Origin of the sequence: Pontibacter fetidus (assembly GCF_010119545.1) — a bacterium.
Taxonomy (GTDB): domain Bacteria; phylum Bacteroidota; class Bacteroidia; order Cytophagales; family Hymenobacteraceae; genus Pontibacter; species Pontibacter fetidus.
This window is the reverse complement of record NZ_JAAEAA010000020.1, coordinates 1-25,064: the sequence shown is the minus strand read 5'-3', so window position 1 is coordinate 25,064 and position 25,064 is coordinate 1. Positions and strand designations below refer to the sequence as shown.

Sequence of the window (25,064 nt, the reverse complement as noted above, 5' to 3'; positions counted from 1 at the left end):
ACTGCTAAGCCACTTTCTGATTGTAAAATTGCGCACCATTGCCTACATTGTATAGCTAAAAATTTGGACCAGTGTCTGGTTATAACCGTTTACGAAGTGCCTGTGAATAAGCGTTGGAAGTACCTGCCATTGGTGCAGCAGTGTGTTTTAGGGATGAGCTTACTTATAGTTAGCACGCAGGTAATGGCGCAGCAGCAAAACACACCAATACAAGGCATTGCCAGGCACCAGCGCATCGCCCCGGGTCTCGAACAAAGTATACGCCTCTCCAGAATACACACCGTAAGGGTTCAGGTTAAGAATAAGGCAAAGTTCCTGAGTTGGCTGACCGAGCATAATTACCAGGGCAATGTAACGCATTCAACTGCTTCAGGGCAGGTGCTTACGCTTTCTAATATCACCGAAAAAACCCTTCAACAACTATATGGTTGCGATCTGGTTACCTTTATAGATAAAGCAAACCGGCAGGCCAAGGAAGAGATCGAGTTGAAAGATGCTGATTTCACAGTCAATAATGTATATACCATCCACAGCTTATATCCGCTGCTGAACGGTGCGACTATGGCGGTATCAGTAAAAGAAGGTGCTTTTAACCCGAATGATGCCGACCTGAAAGGCCGGGCCATTGCTCCCGAAACGTTTGGCAGCGAGTATACTTTTCATGCCACTACGATGGCTACTATTATTGCCGGTGCCGGCAACACCGGCCCAAATGGCAGAGGCATAGCCGACCATGCAAAGTTAGCTTATTCCGATTTTAAGGAGTTTTTCCCGGATAACAGTCAGGCATTGCTTAGCAAAGGCATTAGTTTGCAGAACCACTCTTATGGCGTAGGCGTCGAGAATTACTATGGCCTAGAATCTGCCGCCTACGACCGTGAAACATATCAAAACCCTACGTTGCTACACGTTTTCTCGTCGGGTAACAGCGGCGACAAGGCAAACGAAACAGGCAACTATGCCGGCATTACAGGCTTTGCCAACCTAACGGGCCAATTTAAAACATCTAAAAATACGATAAGTATAGGCGCGCTCGACCCGAATGGCAGTGTTGGTTTGCTGAGTTCTAAAGGCCCTGCTTATGATGGCCGCGTAAAACCAGAGCTGGCCGCCTATGGCAAAGGAGGTACCTCTGAGGCGGCGGCTGTCGTTTCTGGTATAGCCTTACTAACGCAACAAGCTTACAAAGAAAAACACGGAAGTTTACCGCCTGCATCGCTGGTAAAAGCTATACTTATAAATAGTGCCGATGATGCCGGAAGGCCCGAAGTTGATTTTGAAGCTGGTTTTGGGAATGCAGATGCGCTCGGCGCTATCAGAACGGTAGATGAGAGCCGGTTTATAGGGGCAACTATAACTTCCGGTGCCCAGCAACTGCACAACATAACGGTACCGGCTGGCACGCTTAAACTAAAAGCGACGCTGGTGTGGCACGACACAGAAGGATCGCCGGAGGCAACCAAAGCCCTTAACAATGACCTGGACCTGCAGCTTGTAAACACCGCAACCGGCGAAAAATGGAACCCATGGGTACTCAGCACTTTCCCGCACCCCGATTCTCTGAGACTACCAGCCCGGCGCGGCCCCGACCACCTGAACAATGTTGAACAGATAACACTAACTGCACCTGCTGCAGGTACCTACCAATTAAAAGTGCAAGGCTTTAACGTATCCCAAGGCCCGCAAAACTATAGTCTGGTTTATGAATTTGAAACAGCCCCGGAATGGACCTACCCAAGTACAAACCTGAGTTTAAAGGCTGGTAAAGTAAACCGCATCCGGTGGCAGGGCGCAAAACCCGGAGAGCGAGCAAAACTGGAATATAAGCTAACAGGCAGTACAACGTGGCAACTTATTGCAGACAACGTAGACCTAAGTAATTTATACTTCGACTGGCAAACTCCTGATGTGGTAGCGAAAGCACAACTACGACTTACTACTCCCAATGCTACAGTTACATCGGGCGAATTTATACTTACAAAGCAACTCAAACTAGCTATAGGCTATAACTGCGATGACAAGGTAATGCTGCATTGGCCGGAGTTGCCAAACACGCAACGATACCAACTATACCAGCTTGGCACAACGCACTTAGAGCCATTACTATCCACTTCCGATACACTGGCTTTTTTGCAGAAAGACAAGCTACCGGCTTTTCCCGAACTGGTAACTATAGCACCAGTTATAGAAGGCACACAAGCTGAAATAAGCGAATCGGTAGGGTTTGCACAGTCAGGCATAGGCTGCTACATCAAGAATTTTCTACCGGACAGGTTTGTATCCGATAGCATCGCTCTCCGCCTGGAGCTTGGCACGCTGTACCAGGTTTCTGCTATTGCCCTGGAGCGCTTAACCAACGGTGTCTATACTCCGGTGCAGACCATTTCGCCGGTTACGCAATTTACGTATCAGTTACATGATGCAAACCCAAGTTTAGGCAAAAATGTGTACCGCGCAAAAGTCACAGCTACTGATGGCAAAGTATACTATAGCCAGCCCGAAGAAATGCTTTACGCCGATGCAAATTTTGTACAGGCCTACCCTAACCCACTACCGGCAGGCGAAACATTGTCTGTAGCAGTGGCCAGCGAATCGGTTATAGTACAGTTATATGATCCGTTAGGCAAGTTGGTGTATGAGTCTGAAGAAGTTGGTATGATCAAACAGGTACCAACTGCTGGTTTGCACAATGGCTTATACATTCTTCGGATTAAAACAGATACCGGTAACTATATTGCTGGTAAGGTGTTAGTGTTATAATCCTGTCATTTTGAGTTTATCGAGAGATCCTTTGTGCCCTATAGTTGGAGACCTAGCAGCGTGCGCAACTCCTGCTAGTGTCTGGGCTATAGTTCTGTAGTTCCTCTTTTGTCATACCCCGCGAAGTTGAGGGATCTTATGTGTTCTTTAGTTTCACATTTGTCATTTCGAGTGCAGGGAGAAATCTATCGCAGCTTATAGTTACTGTTCCTTAAACTTTAACCAAGCTATCCTTTCAAACTTCCTCTAATCCTGAGAGCTCTATTTGCCTATAGTTTTATAGTTGGCTTGGCTCCCTCACGGCCGGGAGGCCTCGTCTTTGGTTTGATCGCTGCTTTCGCTTCCTTTGCTCGTTCCTCGCAATGCCTTGCGGCACCGGAACCTCTCGAGGCGCTCAACCCAAAGACTGTGATCTTTCTACTATTCACCTGTATCTATAGTTTTAACCTGCTCGCTTCGACATTTATCGTGGCTATAGTTCTGTAGGGACAGGTCGCGACCTGTCCACTCGTGGCTTACAGCCATAGTTGATATAGATTTTTCCTTGCGCCGAAATGACAGTCGGACAAGCAGTAGCAGGAAGTCCCCCTTGGAAGGGGGCAGGGGGATGACTAACGGTAACTATGAAACTTTAAAGCAAATTATAGCAATAGCGAAAAATTGCCTTCTTTAGAGAAACAGGGGTGTGTAATAGTAAAGGCTTAACCTCCCTTCCCACAAGATCCTTTCAAGATGACAAATGAAGTAGTAGGTAAAAAATTTCCTCTCCTCTTTTGGGGTAGAGGCCCTCTTTAAAAGAAGCAGGCTGGGGTGAGGTAGAACGTAAACTATAGAACTATAACCGTCTCACCACCAAATATCTCCGAGCCTACTCATAACCACCCGCACTCTGACACAAACGCTTTAAAGCAAAAACAGCTCCCGCCTTTCGGCAGAAGCTGTTTTTGTTGTTTTAAGGTGTAGTTAAGGTTGCTCTGAGACCTAGTATAGGTAGTTAAGAGCAGTTACGTCGTTTGCGTTGAACGGACGGTTCTGGCCAGATCCGATACAAGCAAGCATCCAAGAGTTTGGATCCTGATTTGCTGGAGTACCTGGGATTTGGATAGCACCTACAGTAGATGCACCTTCGTTAGTGTAAGAACCACCGCAAGAGTAAGAACGGTCCATATAGTCAGTGTGACGGAAACCAATGCAGTGACCCATTTCGTGCGCCAGGATAGAAGTGAACCAAGCCTGGTTAGGGTTAGTACCGATGTAACGAGTAGCTATCTTGATGTTGTTATGCGGATCGCCGGCAGCAGTTGGGAAACCAGCAGAAGCCAGGTACTGCGCTGACTTAGGAGCAGCTTCAAGATAGATGTCACCACCTGTAGATACACGGCTCATTGTAATGTTCAGACCTTGCGCGTTGTAACGAGCGATGGCGGCATCAAGAGCAGTTACATAAGTAGATGGCAATTTAGGATCGATTGAAAGCGTAATGTTACGAACACCACCACCAGTATTTACAAGGTTAGTAGTACGGTACTGCTCAGAAGTACCAACACGTAGCGCTTTTGTGTTGTGCGCGCCAGTAAGGTCAGACTCTGATAAGAAAATGTCGCCTTCAACGATGTAACCGCCGTCAGCTTTCTGAACGTTCTTGTTATAGAAGCCCAGTTGTGCAATTTGAGAAAGGGTGTTTTCAGAAACTTCGTTCTGAGTTGTTACTTCTTCATCCTGCTGGCAAGATGTGAAGCCAAGAGAAGCTACCAGCGCTCCCAGCATTAGTAAACGTGTTACTTTCATAAAGATTTTAAGGTGTTAAAGTTAAACATAATTGAAATGTAGAAAATCAAGTAATACACTCCAACACTTTAAATCAATATTTTAACGTGTTTCAACATCGATCATGGCTTTAAATAATAGTTATATCCTATATAAATAAATAGTATAATTTTAACAACATAATCCCCGTTTAAACATTAAAAACAAGCTATGTACCGCCATGTTTACTGTTTAAACAACAATACTTTCTAAAAAACATTTTATTTAACTACCAGCTATATGCCTTCTGTAGCTGTTAATACTATTAAACTATACTAGCTAGTATCCTTGTAGTACCATGCTATAGTTTGTGTGTTCAACTATAGTATTACCACCGCAAACAAAAAAGCAGCTCCCGCCTTTTGGCAGAAGCTGCTTTTGTCTGTTTTAAGTTTTTCGGGTATACCTACAGAGTTAGTATAGGTAAGCCAGCGCTGTTTTGTCGTTGTTGTTAAACGGACGATTTTGGCCAGATCCGATACAAGCCAACATCCAGGAGTTCGGGTCTGGGCCTGCTGGCGTACCTGGTATCTGGATAGCACCTACGTTAGATGCACCTTCATTAGCATAGCCACCACCGCAAGAGTAACTTCTGTCCATGTAGTCAGTGTGGCGGAAACCGATGCAGTGACCAACTTCATGTGCAAGGATTGTGGTGAACCAACCTACGTTAGGGTTAGTGCCAATGTAACGGGTAGCTACCATAACTTTACCATAAGGATTGCCACCTGAAGGGAAACCAGCAGATGCCAGGTATTGCGCATTTTTAGGAGCAGCTGTAATAACAATGTTACCACCCGAAGCTACACGTGCCATTTTAATAGTAAGATTTTCTGCATTATAGCGGGCAATGGCTCCATCAAGTGATGTACCATAAGAGGCCGGCAATTTTGGATCTAATGATAATGTAATCGTACGGCCACCAGATGCGTTTACCAGATTTGTGGTGCGGTACTGCTCGGACTCGCCAACACGCAGCGCAGTTGTGTTGTGCGCAGCAGTCAGGTCCGATTCTGATAAAAAGATGTCGCCTTCTACTACGTAGCCGCCAGACACTTTCTGCACATTTTTGTTATAGAACCCAAGCTGGGCAATCTGGGTGAGGGCGCTTTCAGAAACTTCGTTCTGTGTAGTAATGTCTTCATCCTGCTGGCAAGATGTAAAACCAAAGGCTGCAACCATAGCGCCTAGTGCTAGTAAACGTGTTACTTTCATAAAATTTAAGGTGTTAAGGTGAGAAATAGAACCAAGGCCGGCAACTATAGAATAGAGCTACAAACCTTTAGATCAATACCTTACGCACCAATTTATAAAACGGCCAAAAATCAGAAAATTAATTTAACTATATCAGATTGCATAATTCTGACAGCAACCAAATACCGAAATATGTAGTGCAAAATTATCCTGCAGCATTAACGGTAATGCTGCATTAACTAGAAAAGCCAGTTAACTTATACTTATAAAAAAGAACCCTGCCACCGTTTATAGTAGCAGGGTTATTTTTTATAGTTGACTATACTTTATAGTATGTTGTTGATTTGTTCTTTTATCTTCTCCAGTTCTTCCTTCATTTCTACCACGTGGTGTTGTATGGTAGCGTCGTTGGCTTTAGAACCGATAGTGTTTATCTCGCGGCCTATCTCCTGCGATATAAAGCCCAGTTTTTTTCCGGTTGGCTCGGGCAGGTAAACAGTTTCGGTGAAGTAATGCAGGTGGTTTACGAGGCGTACTTTTTCTTCGGCAATATCCAGCTTCTCTATATAATACACCATCTCCTGCTCAAAGCGGTTCTGGTCAAAATGTTCTGCGTTTGATAGTTCTGCTATGTGCCCTTTAATACGGTTCCGGATCTGCTCCATACGCACCGGGTCGTGCTTATCAACTTCGGCCAGCAAAATACGGATCTTATCAATATAAGACATGATCTCGGCAGTAAGCGCTTTGCCTTCGTCGTTGCGGAAGTTGTTTATACTTACCAGCGCCTCCTGCACCAGGGGAAATACTTGTTCCCATTCCGCGTCGCCGGTAACTTCTTCGGCCTGGTCCTGCAACAGTACATCGGGCATGTGCAGTGCCAGCCTGAACAGATCGTTCTTAGACCCGCCTACAGCGTCGGCAGCTTCGTCAAGTTCGCGGTAGTAGGTTTGCAGCAGCTCTTTGTTTATAGTGCTTTTGGCTTTCTGGGCTTTGTTTTTTGCGTAATCTACACACACACTTACCTTGCCCCGCACCAATGCCTTCTGCACCAAATTCCGTATTTCGTACTCTTTATCTGACAGGAAACGTGGCAGGCGCACGCTCAGGTCCATGCTTTTAGAATTTAACGATCTGATCTCTACTGAAATGGAATATTGGTCTGTATCGAGTCGGGCACTGCCGAAACCGGTCATGGATTGCAACATAAGCTAATTGAATGTTATACTGGCAAATTAACTATAAATCTTCGTTTTTACGTTACCTGCACTTTAAAAGCTACTTAAAGCTCACTGACCTGGTGTAAGTTCTGTCTATTTTTATTTACCTTTGAACTATGAAATTTGGTGTAGTCGTTTTCCCGGGGTCCAACTGCGACCAAGACCTGGTAGATGCCCTAAGCGTGGGTATGCAGCAGGAAGTTGTTAAACTATGGCACAAAGACCACGACCTGCAGGGTTGTGACTTTATACTGTTGCCAGGTGGTTTCTCGTATGGTGATTACCTGCGATCAGGTGCCATTGCCCGCTTCTCACCTATTATGCAGGAAGTGGTGCAGCATGCCAACCGTGGTGGGTATGTAATGGGTATCTGTAACGGTTTCCAGATTTTAACAGAAGCAGGTTTGCTGCCTGGCGCCTTACTGCCTAACGTAGGCCAGAAATTTATCTGCGACAATGTATACATCAGGCCGGTAACTACCAACCTGTTGCCAACCCGCAATTTAGACCTGAGCAAGGCCTATAAAATACCGGTAGCCCACGGCGACGGCCGCTACCACGCTGACAAAGACACCCTGCGCAAACTGGAAGATAACGACCAGATCATGTTTAAGTATAGCAGCAACATTGCCGACACCCACGAGATGTATAACATAAACGGCAGCTTACTGAACATAGCCGGTGTAGCCAACGAAAAGAAAAATGTGTTTGGCATGATGCCACACCCGGAGCGCGCCGTAGACCCGGAACTGGGCAATACAGACGGCCGCGCCATCTTCGAATCTATCCTGGATATGGTGAACGCGTAAATAAAACGCTATTTATATTTTAGATCAGAAGCCCCGCTTGCTACCACAAGCGGGGCTTTTTATACCTCTTGGTTCCTGCACGCATATTTTAATTAATGAAACAAGTTTTAAGACTCTTCGACTTCAGCCAGAAAATTAATTAACTCAAGTTGCGAGATAGTTGACGCGTTATAAAAAAATCTGTTCTGCCAGTAGCTTGCTTACGTTTTAAAGTTTGCAAACCTATTAATTCGTAACAGCTATGACAGAACAGACTATTACAATATACTGCTTTATAGACGATTTCTTTCATGCCATTGGCAGAAAAGAAGATGCCCATTGTAAAATAAATGACGCCGAAGTGCTCACCACCGCCTTGCTTTCTGCCCGCTACTTTTACGGCAACCTGCACTCGGCCTATGGCTACATGCAAGCCCATCACGGGGTTCGCCGCATTGATAAGTCTGGTTTTATCCGCCGCCTGCACGCCCTAAAAGAGCAGTTGCTGGCCCTTTTCTCAGCTCTGGCCCAGAGTATCAAGCAGCTCAACACCTCTTGTTCCTACCTGATGATTCTTTCCCGGTGGCTGTGTGCCAGAACATCCGCATCCAGCGTGCTCATCTGCTCCAATCTGCTCAGTACCGGGGGCTGTGTGTAAGCAAACGATGTTATTTTTATGGCTTTCGCGTACAGGTCATCACCACCTACGATGGCCTGCCAGTCCAGTTTTTCATCCATGCCGGCTCATTTGTAGACATTACTGCCCTGAAAGCCATGCAACTGGACCTGCCCCAGGGAAGCTGCCTGTATGCTGATGCCGGTTACACCTGTTATGAGGTGGAAGACCTGCTCAAAGAATGTGACCAGGTCCAACTGCATTGTTGCCGCAAATCCAACAGCAAAAGAAAGGACGAGCCGCACATGACTTTTCTAAAAGAGCAGTACCGAAAACGCATTGAAACCTCTTTCTCAGGTATTACCAGCTTCTTTCCTAAAAAAATCCATGCCGTTACACCCGAAGGCTTTATCCTAAAACTGATCCTGTTTATTTTTGCTTACACCTTAAACCGAATCATTCAATAACTCGCAACTTGAGTTAATTATAAAGTAGAAATTCTGGCCGGGCTTACCGTGGCCATGACCATGATGCCTGAATCGCTTTCGTTTGCTATACTTGGTGGTTTTCCGCCGCTCGTAGGTTTATATGCCGCTTTTATTATGGGTTTGGTTACGGCTATTTTCGGTGGCCGGCCGGGTCTTATTTCGGGTGGTGCAGGTGCTACCGTAGTAGTTCTGATTGCCCTGATGCAGTCGCATGGCATTGATTACGTTTTCGCAGCCGTGACCTTGGCAGGTATACTTCAGATTTTGGTTGGACTGTTTAAACTGGGCAAGTTTATAAGACTGGTGCCGCAACCGGTAATGTATGGCTTTGTGAATGGCCTGGCTGTTATCATTTTCACATCGCAGTTTGAGCAGTTTAAAACTATAATTAACGGCCAGACTGCGTGGCTCACTGGCGAACCGCTTTGGACCATGCTTGGTTTAGTAGCGCTGACAGTAGCCATCATCCTTTTATTCCCGAAAATCACAAAAGCTATACCTGCCTCACTGGTTGCTATTATAGTGGTGTTTATAGTTGTACTGGGCTTTAACATCGATACTAAAACCGTGGCAGATATCGCTTCTGTAAGCGGTGGCTTCCCTCCTTTCCATATCCCACATGTGCCTTTTACTTTAGATACCCTGCAGATCATTTTCCCCTATGCCCTGATTATGGCAGGTGTTGGTTTAACCGAAAGTTTGCTTACCCTAAACCTGGTAGATGAAATTGTGGGCAACCGTGGCAATAGCAACCGCGAAAGTATAGCACAAGGCAGCGCGAATATGTTAAATGGCTTTTTCTTCGGGATGGGTGGTTGTGCCATGATCGCGCAGACGTTGGTTAATCTGTCTGCCGGAGCAAGAGCGCGTTTGTCGGGAATTGTGGCTGCCCTAACTATACTTCTGATTGTGCTATATGGTGCGCCAGTAATAGAACTTGTGCCAATGGCTGCATTGGTTGGCGTAATGGTAATGGTGTCGGTAGGTACATTTGAGTGGATCAGTTTCCGGATCATTAACAAAATGCCCAAACACGATATTTTTGTAGGGATACTGGTGGCGCTTATTACTATCTGGCTGCACAACCTGGCTTTGGCTGTACTTATAGGTGTTATTATCTCTGCGTTGGTATTTGCCTGGGAGAGCGCCAAACGCATCCGCGCCCGCAAGCATATTGATGAAAAAGGTATCAAGCATTATGAAATCTATGGCCCGCTGTTCTTTGGCTCTGTAACTGCCTTCTCCGAAAAGTTTGATGTGCAAAACGATCCGCAGGAAGTGATCATCGATTTTAAGGAAAGCCGTGTGGCCGATATGTCGGGGATTGATGCGCTGCACAAATTAACGGATCGTTACCGCAAAGCCGGGAAAACGCTACACCTGCGCCACCTCAGCCTCGATTGTCGAATGCTGCTCATCAATGCCCAGGATGTGATTGATGTGAATATTCTGGAAGACCCGGGTTATACAGTAGCAGCGGTTAAACTATAAAACAAAGGCCCGGAAGTATAGCTCCCGGGCTTTTGTTTTATAGTCTGAGGTTATGCAGAACCATTTATTGATAGCATTGAAAACTTTAATTCCTCGATATCAAATAAAATTCCCCAAAAAGATTTTCCACCATCACAAACTATAACAGGGCTATCTTTCGATTTAGCTTGGTCTCTTCTAAGACTTTCTGCATACTCTCTTCTAAATGAGTTTATATAAATATACGATTTGTTACCTATTTTAACCCCTACTAATTGATAAACATATTCATCTAAATTGGTAATTCTTTCGCCGCTATCACAGCACCCAGAAGATGTAACTTCTTTAACTTTATCGAAGTTCTTATCTAAAATTTCAACATGTACTTTATCTAATTCCCAAATACTATTAATATTCTCAGGTGTACTTCTTGAACATTGGTTTAATAGTTGTTCCCCTTTAACAGTATCCATAATTGTAAACTGATAGTTTTGAGAATCACTACTGCTGTCAGGAATATCAGTTTGTTTTCTACAGCCAACTATAGCTACAACTATACTCACAACTATAAACAGAGGCTTTATATACATAGCTTATTTCACCACCTTATTTACTGCATCTATCATAGCCAGCACTTCGCTTGGGTGATTGTTAATTTTCTCGTCGCGTTGCTTGCCTAATCGCACAATTACTAACTCTTTTTCGGGGATAACGATGATGTACTGGCCAAGTATACCGCGGGCGTAAAAGATGTTCTGGCCTTTATAGTTGGGAAGCAACCACCACTGGTAACCATAGTCGGCAGGCTCACCGGTTTCGGTTGGCAAGCCATTGGGAGTTATAGATACACGCACATAAGCTGGGTCAACTATAGTATCGCTGTTCCAGATGCCGTTTTGTAAGTATAGTTTCCCGATGCGGGCAAAGTCGCGGGCATTGCTAAAGAAACAGCAGTAGGCTTTCTCTGTACCTGTCGGGTTATCTACGCTCCATTCGGCATCGTGCTCGGCTCCCAACGGTTTCCATAGTTTCTCTTCGGCATACTGGCTTAATGATTTTCTAGTGGCAGCTTCTACAACCATACCTAATATCTGCGTATCGCCACTTTTATAACTGAAGGTTTGCCCAGGTTCTTCTACTGCTTCCAGGCGCTTAATTACTTTTTTCAAGTTGGTGCCATAGTAGGCTTCCGTAGTTACCGACAGCGGATTAGCATACGACTCATCCCAGTTCAGGCCGGAACTCATTGTTAGCAGGTGCTTTATAGTTATCTTCTGCTTAGCACCTTCTTTAAACGAGGGCAGAAAATCGGCCACAGGCTGGTCTATACTTTTAATAACTCCGTCGCGCAGGGCAGCGCCAACCAACATGCTGACGATGCTTTTCGCCATTGAGAAAGAATTGCTCTTCGACTTATCAGAGTAGCCGTCCCAGTACTGTTCGTAAAGTATAGAATCTTTGTGTATGACCAGAAATGCCACCGATTCAAGTTGCTGGTGCAGGCTTTGTAAACGCTCCGGAAATGTTACTTTGTTATAGTTGGCAGCCAGTGGCCAATGTTGAGCTTTAGCAGGAGCATCTATAGTTCGCTGGTCAAAAATCAGGTTATCGTCTATATCAGCAAAGTTATAGACCAACGCTTTGTACACATAGTTCTTATCAGCCATGTGCACCCAGGCCGCCAGCAAGCCCAGCAATAATACACCGCCTAAGGTAAAGCGTTTTGCTTTCCGGTTCATGTGTGGTTCTTAGAAGTCGTAGCCGAGCGTTACGTATAGTTTTGGGCCCTGGCTGCCCAGGTCGTCTTCGCTCCAGGCTACATCCAGCTTGCCATATACCCCAAACAACGTAGACCGTGCCCCAAAGCCATACCCAACCAGGAACGGGTTGCGGTAGTTGATCACAGTTATCTCAAATGGGTTACGGTTAGTAGCATCGGTACGGCCACCCACTATACGCGTGTTAATGGAGTTATTGCCCGTGAATGGGTTAGAGCCATTGTAAGCTGAACCGGCGTCGGCAAAAGCGGTAAGCTGCAGATTACGGAAAAAGCCCGACCCGATGGCCCCGTTGTATAGGTACTGAAGTATAGGAATGCGAAGCTCAGCATTTGCCAACAGGTGTTTGTTACCGGTGCGGGCGTTATAGTTAAAACCACGCAGCGGCATTGCATATTCCTGGTAAAACAATTCGGGAGCAGATGGTATGTTTACATCGCCGGGCTCTATCTCGTTATCTTCTCCGGCAAACAGCCAGTTATCCATGCCACCGATCAGGTAGCTCTTAGGTGAGTTACCGAAGAAAGCGCCATAGCTTAAGCGGGTAGCCAGTATAATTTCGCGGTGCAGTTTCTGGTAATGGCGCAGGTCCACGTAAAACTTGTTGAAATTAGCTCGTTTGTTCTCAAAATCCTGCATCTTAAGTAAGCCCACTTTCATGCGGGTTCCTTCCATCATGTTTACGCCTGTCACAACCGAGTTATCAAACACCAGCTCTACGTTACCGCCATACAGGTTATTTACACTATCTGGTGTTACAAATTCGGTTACATAAGTAAAGCGTGTGGTTGCCAGGCGTGGCTGCACGCGTAGGCTGGTACTATAGCTGAGCGGGTAAACCAGCAGCGGTGCCAGCTCATTTTTAGTATTGCGTACTAAGTTTGATGGCGCGTTTGGCAGCGAACTAACCAACACATCTCGCTTAAACTGCACCCCGATATCTACACGATTCTTCAGGTTCACGTACTCAGCAAAGGTACGGCTTGTCTGCAGGTCGGTGCGGATAAAAGCGGTGCCCCGTATGTGGTGGTTCTCAAAAAGGTCGCTCATGTTTACACCGGCCACCAAACCAAAACCCAGTTGCGGATCGGCATAAACTGACGTGATGATCTCGTGCACGCTAAAACGGGTATCGTAATTTAAAGGCCCCGACAGCTTAAACTCGGGAGCTGTGCCTGTTTTTGGGGTAGCAACCACTTTTTCGGCAGCCTTGGCAGTTGTATCGGTTTTGGCTATCGTATCTGCTTTTGCGGCCTCTGTTCCAAACTCGTAGTTCTCTATATTTATTTCGCCTTCGGTGCGTTCGTCTTCGGTTTTAGCTTTATCGTTATCCAGCAGTTTGCGCGTAGTAGCGGATGTTTGCGGTACACGGGCGCGCGTTTCCAGTATTATCTGGCGGGCAGTTTTAAGCTGGTTGTCGGTGCTGGCCGGGCTTACGAAACTATAGTTCGGGATTAGGTATATAAAATCGCGGCCGTAGTCTTTGGCCGTAAGTGCCAATGTGCTGCTGACCGCGTTAAAGTCGTAAGCACTGATGTTCTGGATAAAGTTAGATACCGGAGTAGCCGTATTGGTTGCCAGATTATAGGTATACAAGCTACGGATACCGCTCTCTTCGCTCAGGAAAATAAAGTTACCATCGGCGGTAGCACGTGGCCGTAGTTCGCTGGCTATACCAGAGGTGAGTTGGGTTACCGTTACCGGCGCTGTTTGCTGCAACAGAAAAATGTCATAGTTATCCACCACATCCCGGAACGAAGCCTGCTGCACACGGCCCGTAGAATCTACCCAACGGTTAGAGCTGAACACAATGCCTTTGCCACCTTTCAGGAATACCGGGCTTACGTCGTCGTAAATATCATTAGTAAGTTGCCCTACCAGTTTCCCGTTACTTTGCAGTAAGTATAAATCCGTTTGCCCGCCATCTACAGCGCTTATCACCACTTGGCTGCCATCTTCTGAATAGCTCATGTCGCGCACCTGGGTAAAGCGCTCCAGAGTAGTAGCCGGCTTGGTCAGGTCATCATAAAAAGGCAGGAACGAACTCTTGTTTTTAGCATTAACCTGGCGCAGCAACATTTTACCTCTTCGGCTCTCAACAAAGCCCAGCTGCGAATTGGTACGCCAGGCCAGCACCGGTAAACTATAGTCTGTCGGTTGGTCTAAAGTTTTATATCCTCCGCGCCATACCACACGGCTGCCTCTGCCCTTTACATCTTTTACAATGATCTTATAACTGCCATGGTCGTTTTCGGCATACGCCAGCAGGGTGCCGTCAGGGTTAAGTACAGGCTCGGTATAGCGCAGGGCACGCTTGTTTTTATCAAATAGCTTTTTATCATCCGGCAACGACACAAACGGGTTATCAGAGCGGGCATTTATCTGCTGGTAATAGTTTAGCCAGTCTTGCAGAAAGCGCTTGTAAGGTACGTTCAGGCTGCTGGTGATGCCTATTTCTACGTCGCGGGTTATGCGGGTAAGGTTAAGTATATTTTGTATCGAAGTATAGCCGTAGCGCTCCGCAATGTAATTCCAGACAGACTGGCCGGTAAGTTCGGGGTACCGCATCAGGGTTTGCTCGGGGCGCAGTTTATTTCCATCCAGCAACAGGTCGCGTATGTGGCTGTCCATATCCAGGCTCCAGCCTTCGGCAGTATAGGCGGCCACACCGGTTACAAACCACTCAGGTAAACGCAACAGGTAACTGCTTTGCAGGGCTTCTTTTAAACTTCCACCATACATCATGTCGTTCAGCAGCAGTTCGGTCAGTTGGTAGCTTAGCTGGGTTTTAAAGTCGGTTTTGGTGCCATCGTAAGCCAGCTGCAGTTTATTTTTCATGAACAGGGTTTCGCCACCGGTCTGGAACTGATCAGAGTACAAACCAATGTTGCTCTGGCGCAGGTCTGTAGGCGAGTTGTAAAGGATAAGCGTTATTTTGGAGTATGGGTAATATCCGATCAGGCTGGTAATGCGTTTTAGTTCGCGCTCGGCGTAATCGGCGGCATCCTTTGCAGTTTGTTCGCCCCCTTTGTAAAAATACAGGTTAAAGTTCTGTGTGTTGTAGAGCTTCCAGTCGAAGTTTTTATACTGGATGCGGCTCTTGCCAAATGGGTCGCGGCCGGGTTGCGCCTGGAGGGCAGTACCCGCCAGTAAGCACACAAACAGCAAAAGTAACCTGGTATAAAAACGCATGCGCTTAGGGTTATAGGTTTTGGTGTTTTATATAGTCGTAATATAACGAATAATATCTTGAAATATGTATCTCAGGCATTAATTCTGTTTGTCCGGCCAGTGCATCAGCAACGTGCTGCGACAGGTAAGGCGCCATTAATACACCTTTCGAGCCCATCCCGTTAAACACACTCAGTTGCTTATGGGTTGGGTGCGTGCCTGCCAACGGCCTGCGGTCGCGGACGGCGGGGCGTATGCCTGCCCAGTGCCCGGTAACCGAAAACGCCTGCGTAGTAATTTGCCGGAACCGTTCTGCCAACTCCTCTTTCCCCTGCTCCGTTATTTTCTCATCCGGGTTTCGCCAGTCGTAGGTAGCGCCTATTATAAAGCGACCACCTCCTTCCGGAACAACGTAAACGGCTTTGTTATAGATGCATTCCGGGCTGAAATTCTGTTCGGTCTGTACTTCCAGCACTTCGCCTTTGGTTGGTTGCAAAGGCAGCCACGCAAAGTATGGGTTGTTTACGACCTGGTAGCCCTCACAAAAAACAAGATGCTTCGCCGCTATACTTTTATAGGTTACGCCCGCTTCGGTCAGTTGCAGTTGGCTCATTTCAAACCGCTCCGGCAAGTATAAACCCTGCTGCAACAGGTCTTCGGTCAGCAGGTCCAGCATTGCGTATACATGCAAAAAACCACCCTTCTCAATCATGATCCCGCCGAACGGATCGTCTATACCTGGCTGATTTATACTTTGTGTATAGGTTGCTGAAATATAGTCATCCCAGTTGCCACCGGCGCTTTTAGCCATCCAGGTGTTTTGTTCTTCTATGGATGAAAAGATCTTATAGATCGGCTTATGGAAAAACAATTCCTGACTATAGCGTGCTTCCAGGGCATCGTAAAAAGCATCGGCAGCAGGTATAAACGTATCGGCCAGCCACGATTTTGCAAAGCGCTTACCAGCCACCGGGTTCAGTAAACCAGCCGCTACCCGCGAGGCAGAGTTTTCTTTTGGTTCATCAATTACTAATACACTGTTTCCGCGGCTGCGTAAGGTTTCTGCTAAAATGGCACCGGCCAGGCCGTGGCCCACAACTATAAAATCATAAATCATGGGGGCAAGTTACGAGATGTACCCGTTAAATTTGTAACTTAGAACCCGATTTTATAGGCCCAGGCCACCCGGAAACTATGGAAATAACACGCTTTACTTTTAATCCCTTCGCTGAGAATACCTACCTGCTGCACGACGACACCAACGAGTGCGTAGTTGTTGACCCGGGCTGTTCTGATAAGCACGAAAATGAGCAGTTAAAAAAGTATATCGCTGATAATAACCTGAAAGTAGTGCGCCTGCTTAACACGCACTGCCACATAGACCACGTGCTGGGCAATAAATTTGTAGCCAATACCTATAACGTAGGCCTGGAAATACACGAAAAAGACCTGGAAACCCTGCGTGCCATACCTGTTTATGCGCCGGTTTATGGCATTAGCAATTACCAGGAACAGCTACCGGCAAGCTATTTAAAAGAAGGCGAGCAGGTTAAATTTGGTAATACGACGTTAGAGATCATTTTTGCGCCAGGCCATGCGCCGGGCCACGTGGTTTTCTATAACAAAACAGATAAAACGCTGATTGCCGGCGACGTGCTGTTCCAGGAAAGCATTGGCCGCACCGATTTACCCGGCGGCGACCACGAAACACTTTTAAACAGTATCAGAACCAAACTTTTTGTATTGCCTGATGAGGTTACTGTTTACCCGGGCCACGGGCCGGAAACAACTATAGGCCACGAAAAAAAATACAACCCGTTTTTGAAGTAATATCTACTTCGCTTTCACCCTCTGCATGAAGAAACACATCCCTAACTTTATAACTTGCCTTAACCTGTTTTCGGGTTGTGTGGCGCTATACTTTATTTTCCAGAACAAGCTGGTGTATGCCTCTTACCTGGTTGGCCTGGCTGCTGTTTTCGATTTTTTAGATGGCATGGTAGCCCGCGTGCTGGGTGCTTATTCTGAAATAGGCAAGCAACTGGACTCTCTGGCCGATGTGATTTCGTTTGGTGTGGTACCGGGCGCGATGATGTTTATGCTTTTGAAGCGTGCTGAAGGAGATATCATTTTTTCTGAGCTGCTGCCGTTTGCTGGTTTTATTATCACGGTTTTCTCGGCGCTGCGCCTGGCTAAATTTAACATAGATACCCGCCAGACTACCTCGTTTATAGGATTGCCTACACCGGCCTGCGCTATTTTTGTGGCTTCGTTGCCGCTTATACTGGCCAGTGGCGAGCTGATGGCTTTTGCCGTTATCCTGAACGAACTGGTGCTGTTGGCGACAACGCTTATCCTATCGTTTTTGCTGGTGGCCGAGCTGCCTTTGTTTGCGCTCAAGTTTAAAAATCTGACCTGGGCCGATAATTCTGTAAGGTTTATTTTCGTAGGGCTTTCGGTTATTTTACTGGCTCTTCTTAACTTCGCAGCTATACCACTTATCATAGTGCTATACATAGTGTTATCCATTTTCAAAAAACAAACCGCGTAACCATGAAATTCGTTGCCGAAATAAATGTAATGCCACGCCCAGAATTGTTAGACCCGCAAGGTAAAGCCGTGCTGCTTGGCCTGGAGCACCTTGGCCTGGATCAGGTAGAAGATGTGCGTGTTGGAAAGCGCATTACCCTGAACCTGGAAGCTGAAAATGAAACGATAGCCCGCGAAAAAGTGGAGAAGGCTTGCAGCAAACTGCTGGCTAACCTGATCATGGAATCGTATGCGTACGATCTGAAACAAGTATAAATTACTGGGGCACAATAAGCTGCCGGTTTTATTGTTATTTTCACAGATGATGCCTTCCTGGTTCAGGTGGGCATTATCTGCTTATTAAGTTCTGTGCGATGCCTATGCAGTCACGTTTACATTTCCTGGTATGCATCCTGCTTTTTTTAAGCGTTATGGCCGGCACAGCTGTAGCCCAACATAAGGCTCCGGACCCCATTAAACTTACCTGGGATGCGCAGGAAGCCGTTTTCCCGGCACAAGGCCATGAGGCAAAAATCCCCGCTTTTAAGGGTGCAAATATAGATCTGTTACAGCGACTGCCTTATTACCGGTTAGCTATCCCGCACACACACATCGGTAGTTTTAAGGTAACAGAAGCTGTATTTGCACCTTTCTCAGTTAAAGAACAGCAGCAGTTTAAGGGCATCACTTTTGGCACAGAGCCTATAGTTGAGTTTAAAAATGCAAGGCAAAGTAAGCAACCGGTAACTATAGTTTCCATCTTGCCCATCCGCCGTAACCCGCAAACCAACCAACTCGAAAAACTTACCCGCTTCAGCTATAGTTATGGTTCTGCAACTATAGCCACCCATACTATAAACCGTACTGCAAACAGTAACTATAGTAACAACTCCGTTCTCAGCGCAGGCGAGTGGTATAAATTGGCTGTTACGCAATCGGGCATCCATAAAATAGATAGGGCAACCTTACAGGCACTTGGCATAAACACGCAAGGTTTAGATCCTAAAACCATACAGATCTTTGGAAATGGCGGCGGTATGTTGCCCCAACCAAACAGTTCGCCGGTTTTAGATGATCTGCAGGAGAATGCTATAGTTGTAAGTGGTGAGCAGGACGGGCAGTTTAACGACAACGACTTTATACTTTTTTACGGGCAGGGGCCGCATACCTGGAACTATAATCCGCAGCAAAACAAGTTTGAGCATACCTACAATCTATACTCTGACACCACTTTTTACTTTTTGCGGGTAGGCTATACTTCCGGGGCGCGTGTGCAGAACCGGCCGCAGGCAACAGGCCCCACACAAACTATAACTACCTTTAACGAACGGGCTTTTCATGAACGCGACATGGCCAGCATCATCCATTCGGGGCGTGAGTGGTATGGCGAGGATTTCAGTACGTTTAACCCCAGCCGCGAGGTCAGTTTTCCGGTTACAGGCATTGTTCCCAATTCGGAAATAAAGTTAACAGCAGCCGTGATGGGCAATTCCGCTACTGATTGCTCATTCAGTTTAAAAATGGGTAGTAACCTGTTGGGAACTATACCCATTGCCGGGCGCGGCACTTACAATTACCACCCCGAAGGTGTAAACGGCAGCAAGACTTTCACATTTAACCAACAGCAACTAGGCAGCGCAACTGAGGCTAAAGCAGGTATAACCTTTAACATGCCTTCCGATGCAACAGCTACCGGCTACCTGAACTACCTGGAACTGAACTACAACCGCCAGCTTAAACTATACAACGACCAGACTGCTTTCCGGGCAACGGCAACTATAGGTAACAGCGCAAGCACCTATAGAATCGCGGACGCCCCAGCCACTGCTATAGTTTGGGATATAACTGACCCGCTGCGGCCACTACAACAACAAACCAACTATAGCGGCACGCTGCAATTTACAGCCCCAGCTACAGTGCTACGGGAGTTTATCGTTTTCACAGACAACAACATCAGCTTAAAACCTATAATTAAAGGCAAAGTAACCAACCAGAACCTGCACAGCCTTAACCTGGATGGAACGATAGACCATGTAATCCTCACGCACCCATCGCTACTGCAGGAAGCTAAGAGGCTAGCAACACATCGCAATGCTAAAGGTAACCTGAAAAGCATAGTTGTAACTACTACGCAGGTATATAACGAGTTTTCGTCGGGCGCACAGGACGTAACCGCTATCCGTAATTTTATGCGGATGCTGTATAAGCGCAGCACCAAACCTGCTGGTGAGCCGATGTATTTATTGTTGCTAGGTGATGCTTCCTACGACTATAAGAACCGCATCCCGGTAAATACCAACCTGGTTCCGGTTTACGAATCGCGCCAGTCGCTGCACCCTATTGCCAGTTACTCTTCCGAAGATTATTATGGTTTCCTGGATGAGGAAGAAGGCGAATGGGCCGAGAACAATTTAGGAGATCATTTACTGGACATTGGCATTGGCCGTTTGCCGGCTAAAAACCCGCAGGAAGTTGCTGTTTTGGTTGATAAGATCATTGCGTATGAAAGTAACAGCCATTTTGGTAAGTGGCGCAGTGAGGTAACGCTGGTTTCAGACGATGGCGACTTTAACGAGCACCAGGAAGATGCTGAATTTCTGGCTGATTTTCTGGAGAACAACGCACCGGATTATACCACCAACAAACTATACCTGGACCTTTACCGCCAGGAAGCTGTTGCCAACGGACAGCGTGCGCCCAAACTTAACCAAGACCTGACCGAAGCTGTTGAGAAAGGCACGCTGCTGGTAAACTATACCGGGCATGGCAATGAGGTGAGTTGGGCATCGGAGCAGATACTTACGCTTCCACAAGTTACCGACTGGCAAAACCCCGACAACCTTACCTTTATGCTGACTGCTACCTGTGAGTTTGGCCGCTACGATGACCCAGCGCGCGTATCCGGGGCTGAGGTGGCGATGCTGCATGCCAATGGCGCAGCAGTTGGGTTGGTTACCACTACAAGGCCAGTATACTCAAGCAGCAACCGGGTGCTTAACCGTAACTTCTTTAAAAGCGCTTTTACACCAACCCCAGGCACTACTCCCCGCCTCGGCGACCTGGTGCTCCAAACTAAAAACAACAGCATTACCGATAATATAAGCGGTTCGCGGGGCGTGTACAACCGTAATTTCACGCTGCTTTGCGACCCTGCTGTGCGCCTGGCATCCCCAGACCTGAAAGCAGAGATAACCTATATAAATGGTAAAGCTGTCAGCACCGATACCTTAAGTGCATTAGGAAAAGTAACTATGCAGGGCCAAATTACAGCTGATAATGGTAAAATAGCCAACTATAGCGGCACACTTCGGATCACGATTTACGAGAAACAGACCACCCAGCAAACTTTTGGCGACGAGAACGCCCCGGTTGTGCCTGTAACACAGCGCCAGAATGTGTTGTATGAAGGTTCCGCAACTATAGCAAATGGTTTGTTTTCGGTAGCTTTTGTGGTGCCCAAGGATATTGCGTACCAATATGGCCCCGGAAAGATTACGCTTTATGCCAGCAACAACACACAGGATGCCCTGGGCGCAAACACAACTATAACAGTAGGCGGTACTGCCAGAAACATAGCCACCGATAACACCCCTCCAACTATAAACCTGTACTTAGAAGATGAGTCGTTTGTGTTTGGTGGCAGTACCGGACAGCACCCGTCGCTATTAGTTAAACTCTTTGATGAGAACGGAATAAACACGGCAGGTTTAGGCATAGGCCACGAACTGATTGCTATAGTTGACAACAACGAAGAAAACCCTGTCATACTTAACGATTACTATACTTCCGAGAAAGACAGTTACCAGCGCGGGCGTGTCAGTTATTCGCTAAAAGACTTATCTCCCGGCCCGCACTCCATCCGTTTTAAGGCCTGGGACACCCATAACAATGCTTCCGAAGAATATATAGAATTTTTTGTATCTAATACGGAGGATTTTTCGTTAGACCATGTGCTTAACTACCCGAACCCTTTTTCAACTAAAACCACGTTTCATTTTGACCATAACCGAGCCGGAGAAGACCTGGATATACAAGTGCAGATTTACACAATCTCCGGAAAGCTTGTTAAAACATTACAAACTATAAGTATGGCATCGCCTGCGCATGTTGCAGCACTAACCTGGAATGGCCGCGATGAATATAATGATTTGCTTGCACGGGGCGTTTATGTATATAAGATCAGCGTACGAACGCGTAAGGATGGTGCCGGAGTCTCGAAATTTGAAAAACTTGTAATATTAAACTAAACAATACTGTAATATCCCTATATTTGATATAGTTATCAATACCCTATCTATGTACAGAAAAAGCATTCTATTAAAGGTCGCAGCTTTTGCATTAACTTTTATTGCGGCGCCAGCTGCCTACGCCCAAACAACTATAGGCCAGGAGGGCCAGGTACTTACTACTGCCGTTCCGGTGTTACTGGTTGCCCCCGATTCGCGCTCAGCTGCCCTTGGCGAGGCTGGTGTGGCCTTATCGCCTGATGCTAACTCCCCTTTCTGGAACCCGGCCAAATTAGGCTTCGTGCCAAACGATCTGAGTGTGAGTTTCTCTTATTCTCCATGGTTGCGTAACATCACCGACGATATGTCGCTGAACTACCTTTCCGGCTACAAAAAGATAAATGAAACATCGGCCATTTCGGTGTCTTTAATGTACTTCGACCTAGGTGATATCCAGTTTATAGATGAAGACCGTAACCCGATCCAGGATTTTAATCCGAAAGAATATGCCGTATCGGTAGCATATGGCCAGGCACTGAGCGAGTACCTAAGCTTAGGTATAGGAGCACGCTTTATCCACTCTAATCTGGCAGGCGATGTAAACGTGAGCGGCTCTAATACCGAAGCACAACCAGGCAACACAGCCTCTGTAGATGTGGGCGTATACTATAACCGCGACCTTAACCAGCAAATAAACATGGCGTTGGGCGCTAATATCTCAAACATAGGTGGGAAAATAGCTTACTCAGAGTCTACGGCAAAGAGCTTTTTGCCAACAAACCTTAAGTTAGGTACAGCTATAAAGTATAACCTCGATGCTTTTAACTCACTTACGTTTCTGTTAGATGCCAATAAGTTGCTGGTACCTTCGCCGGCGGCTGACCCAGACCAATCGGTAATTGCCGGTATCTTCACTTCTTTTGGTGATGCTGAAGGTGGTGCAAGCGAAGAATTTAAAGAAGTAAACTTTAACACAGGCCTCGAATACTGGTACAATAACCTGTTTGCAGCGCGTGCCGGTTATTTTTATGAGAATGAAGAAAAAGGCGGTCGCCAGTTCTTCTCAATGGGCCTTGGTTTACGCTATCAGAAATTTGGTGTAGATGCAGCTTACCTCATACCAAACGACAAAAACAATCCTTTAGCCGAAACTATACGTTTTAGTATTGGTTTGAATTTGGATTAAGGAATAAACAATTTAAAATGCTTGACAGAACAAAAGCACCAGACATACAAGAAATAGATGCGGTTTCAATTCAGGTTGCAGAGGTAACACACCTTTCAAACGGAGTTAAATTACACATCATAAAAAGCGAAACCCAGCCTGTCATCAGGCTGGATTTTGTTTTTAAAGCCGGCAAAGTCTACGAGAACATAAAAGGAGCATCTGATCTATCAGCTAAGATGCTCTTTGAAGGGACAAAAAACTATACGGCTAAAGAAATAGCGGAGAAAGTAGCTTTCTATGGCGCATCGTTCGATAATACCCACGGCTACGACAGATCAGAGTTTACCTTATACTGCTTATCAAAGTACACAACCGATTTGCTTCCTGTAGTGCTGGATGTATTGCAGAATCCTGTATTTCCGGCCGAAGAGTTTAAGATCTTAAAAAAACGGAATCAGCAGAACCTGAAAATCCAACGGCAAAAAAACAACTACCTGGCAACGCATTCATTCACCAAATTAATTTATGGCGAAGATCACCCATATGTTTATGGTTACGAAGAAGGCGCTTTGGATGGATTGACGTTAGAAGATGTAAAGAATTTCTACTTTCAAAACTATAGCTTAAGTGGTCTTGAAATATTTGCCTGCGGAGCTATAGATGATAACCTGGAAAATATACTGATAGAAGAATTTTCTAAAATCAAGACTCCTGCAGAAAAACCAACAACTTCACACTATGTTGAGGCAAGTAATACGAATAAAGAAGCCTTTGATAAAGTAGAAGAAAGCTTACAGTCATCCATACGCACTGGTATGACCTTCCCTCATATTCTGCACCCTGACTTTCATAAGTTAACAGTGCTGAATGAGATCTTGGGTGGGTATTTCGGATCAAGATTGATGCGAAACATACGAGAAGATAAAGGCTATACATACGGCATTTACTCTACTATTTCTCCGAAAGAAAAGGACAGCATGTTTTATATCGGAACCGACGTAAATTATGAAGTAACCGAAAATACGTTATCAGAAATAAAAAAAGAGATACAGTTACTACAAAGAGAGTTGGTGCCAAATGATGAATTGAAAACGGTGCAAAGCTACATGATCGGTAAATTCCTGAATAACATAGCCACCATATTTGAGCAAGCTGATAAGTATAAACGTATTATTCTCTATGGCTTACCCAAAGATTATTATTCCAACTATATAAATACCATTAAAACTATAGATGCAGAAGAAATACAGCAATTAGCTATTAAGTATCTCAATATAGATGACCTTAAAACAGCAGTAGCTGGCCGTAAAGCATAAGTAATAGTAATATCTATATTCAATAAACAAAGGAGCTTATCTGCTCTTTTTTATTGAATATAAATGAGTAAAATCAAAATCTATTCTATTAATATAAGGCATCCTATTTAGTTAAGCATAAGAGTTGCTTATTTAATCACTATACTCTTAACGATTGCTTATGCCTGAGTTTTGTTTTTACTAGAACGTTTTCAAAAGCAAAAAAGGCCACGATCCATATCGTGGCCTTTTTTAATATCACTAATTATTCTATTAGATGCTTATTTGCTTTAATTAAGCAATATTCTACATCCAGCAAGGTAACGCCTTCCAGTCCGCAGTTTCCTATTTATTGGGTTTGCAGTTACCCCCCTTCCCCCTATGCTTAAACGCAAGAATCCCCTGCCTTTTGTGAGACAGGGGATTCGAGGTATAGGGTTGGCGGCCACCTACTCTCCCAGTTGTGACACCAGTACCATCGGCGCGTCCGGGCTTAACTTCTCTGTTCGGGATGGGAAGAGGTGCTCACCGGAGCCATAGCCACCATTATTTTTA

The 25,064-nt window shown here is 45.8% G+C and carries 16 protein-coding genes, 1 rRNA gene and 1 pseudogene; 10 read left to right on the top strand and 8 right to left on the bottom strand.

Annotated features, from left to right (window positions below):
• Positions 1–96 precede the first annotated feature (96 nt).
• On the top strand, positions 97–2,760 hold the full coding sequence (locus GWO68_RS14420; protein ID WP_162347171.1) for a S8 family serine peptidase: 2,664 nt from the start codon (positions 97–99) through the stop codon (positions 2,758–2,760).
• A 981-nt stretch (positions 2,761–3,741) separates the two neighbouring features.
• Here GWO68_RS14420 and GWO68_RS14415 read toward each other — a convergent pair.
• The 3 genes from GWO68_RS14415 to GWO68_RS14405 all read right to left on the bottom strand — a co-directional run bounded on the left by GWO68_RS14415 (position 3,742) and on the right by GWO68_RS14405 (position 6,968).
• Positions 3,742–4,548, bottom strand: a complete 807-nt coding sequence (locus GWO68_RS14415; RefSeq protein WP_162347170.1) for a M57 family metalloprotease — start codon at positions 4,546–4,548, stop codon at positions 3,742–3,744.
• A gap of 432 nt (positions 4,549–4,980) precedes the next feature.
• Complete coding sequence (locus GWO68_RS14410) at positions 4,981–5,781, bottom strand: M57 family metalloprotease (protein WP_162347169.1); 801 nt, start codon at positions 5,779–5,781, stop codon at positions 4,981–4,983.
• A 305-nt stretch (positions 5,782–6,086) separates the two neighbouring features.
• Complete coding sequence (locus tag GWO68_RS14405) at positions 6,087–6,968, bottom strand: YicC/YloC family endoribonuclease (RefSeq protein ID WP_162347168.1); 882 nt, start codon at positions 6,966–6,968, stop codon at positions 6,087–6,089.
• Between the two features lie 128 nt (positions 6,969–7,096).
• Here GWO68_RS14405 and purQ point away from each other — a divergent pair, with 128 nt between their 5' ends.
• The 3 genes and pseudogenes from purQ (at position 7,097) to GWO68_RS14390 (ending at position 10,363) form a co-directional block, all read left to right on the top strand.
• Complete coding sequence (purQ, locus tag GWO68_RS14400) at positions 7,097–7,789, top strand: phosphoribosylformylglycinamidine synthase subunit PurQ (RefSeq protein WP_162347167.1); 693 nt, start codon at positions 7,097–7,099, stop codon at positions 7,787–7,789.
• Between the two features lie 241 nt (positions 7,790–8,030).
• Positions 8,031–8,851: pseudogene (locus GWO68_RS18075) on the top strand (IS982 family transposase).
• 30 nt (positions 8,852–8,881) lie between these two features.
• Entirely contained in the window at positions 8,882–10,363 is a 1,482-nt protein-coding gene (locus GWO68_RS14390; RefSeq protein ID WP_317164530.1) for a SulP family inorganic anion transporter, read from the top strand.
• Positions 10,364–10,413: 50 nt separating this feature from the next.
• On the opposite strand, the gene GWO68_RS14385 is transcribed toward GWO68_RS14390, so the two are convergent.
• Genes GWO68_RS14385 through GWO68_RS14370 form a run of 4 tightly spaced genes read right to left on the bottom strand, consistent with a single transcriptional unit; the run spans position 10,414 to position 16,408 of the window.
• Positions 10,414–10,932, bottom strand: a complete 519-nt coding sequence (locus GWO68_RS14385; RefSeq protein ID WP_235942078.1) for a hypothetical protein — start codon at positions 10,930–10,932, stop codon at positions 10,414–10,416.
• Between the two features lie 3 nt (positions 10,933–10,935).
• Complete coding sequence (locus tag GWO68_RS14380) at positions 10,936–12,081, bottom strand: serine hydrolase domain-containing protein (protein ID WP_162347164.1); 1,146 nt, start codon at positions 12,079–12,081, stop codon at positions 10,936–10,938.
• A 9-nt stretch (positions 12,082–12,090) separates the two neighbouring features.
• Positions 12,091–15,312, bottom strand: a complete 3,222-nt coding sequence (locus GWO68_RS14375; RefSeq protein ID WP_162347163.1) for a hypothetical protein — start codon at positions 15,310–15,312, stop codon at positions 12,091–12,093.
• Between the two features lie 10 nt (positions 15,313–15,322).
• Positions 15,323–16,408, bottom strand: coding sequence for an NAD(P)/FAD-dependent oxidoreductase (locus tag GWO68_RS14370; protein ID WP_162347162.1), 1,086 nt, complete (start codon positions 16,406–16,408; stop codon positions 15,323–15,325).
• A gap of 77 nt (positions 16,409–16,485) precedes the next feature.
• Between GWO68_RS14370 and GWO68_RS14365 the strand changes: the two genes are divergently transcribed.
• The 6 genes from GWO68_RS14365 to GWO68_RS14340 all read left to right on the top strand — a co-directional run bounded on the left by GWO68_RS14365 (position 16,486) and on the right by GWO68_RS14340 (position 24,530).
• Positions 16,486–17,121: an MBL fold metallo-hydrolase gene (locus GWO68_RS14365; protein ID WP_162347161.1), complete on the top strand. Its 636-nt coding sequence runs from the start codon at positions 16,486–16,488 to the stop codon at positions 17,119–17,121.
• Between the two features lie 25 nt (positions 17,122–17,146).
• On the top strand, positions 17,147–17,842 hold the full coding sequence (gene pssA / locus GWO68_RS14360; protein ID WP_162347160.1) for a CDP-diacylglycerol--serine O-phosphatidyltransferase: 696 nt from the start codon (positions 17,147–17,149) through the stop codon (positions 17,840–17,842).
• 2 nt (positions 17,843–17,844) lie between these two features.
• Positions 17,845–18,096: a phosphoribosylformylglycinamidine synthase subunit PurS gene (gene purS, locus GWO68_RS14355; RefSeq protein WP_162347159.1), complete on the top strand. Its 252-nt coding sequence runs from the start codon at positions 17,845–17,847 to the stop codon at positions 18,094–18,096.
• Positions 18,097–18,200: 104 nt separating this feature from the next.
• Positions 18,201–22,067: a type IX secretion system sortase PorU gene (porU, locus tag GWO68_RS14350; protein WP_162347158.1), complete on the top strand. Its 3,867-nt coding sequence runs from the start codon at positions 18,201–18,203 to the stop codon at positions 22,065–22,067.
• Positions 22,068–22,116: 49 nt separating this feature from the next.
• Positions 22,117–23,232, top strand: a complete 1,116-nt coding sequence (gene porV, locus GWO68_RS14345; protein ID WP_162347157.1) for a type IX secretion system outer membrane channel protein PorV — start codon at positions 22,117–22,119, stop codon at positions 23,230–23,232.
• A 17-nt stretch (positions 23,233–23,249) separates the two neighbouring features.
• Positions 23,250–24,530, top strand: a complete 1,281-nt coding sequence (locus GWO68_RS14340; RefSeq protein ID WP_162347156.1) for a M16 family metallopeptidase — start codon at positions 23,250–23,252, stop codon at positions 24,528–24,530.
• Between the two features lie 415 nt (positions 24,531–24,945).
• On the opposite strand, the gene rrf is transcribed toward GWO68_RS14340, so the two are convergent.
• Positions 24,946–25,057 (bottom strand): 5S ribosomal RNA (gene rrf, locus GWO68_RS14335).
• Between the last annotated feature and the right edge of the window lie 7 nt (positions 25,058–25,064).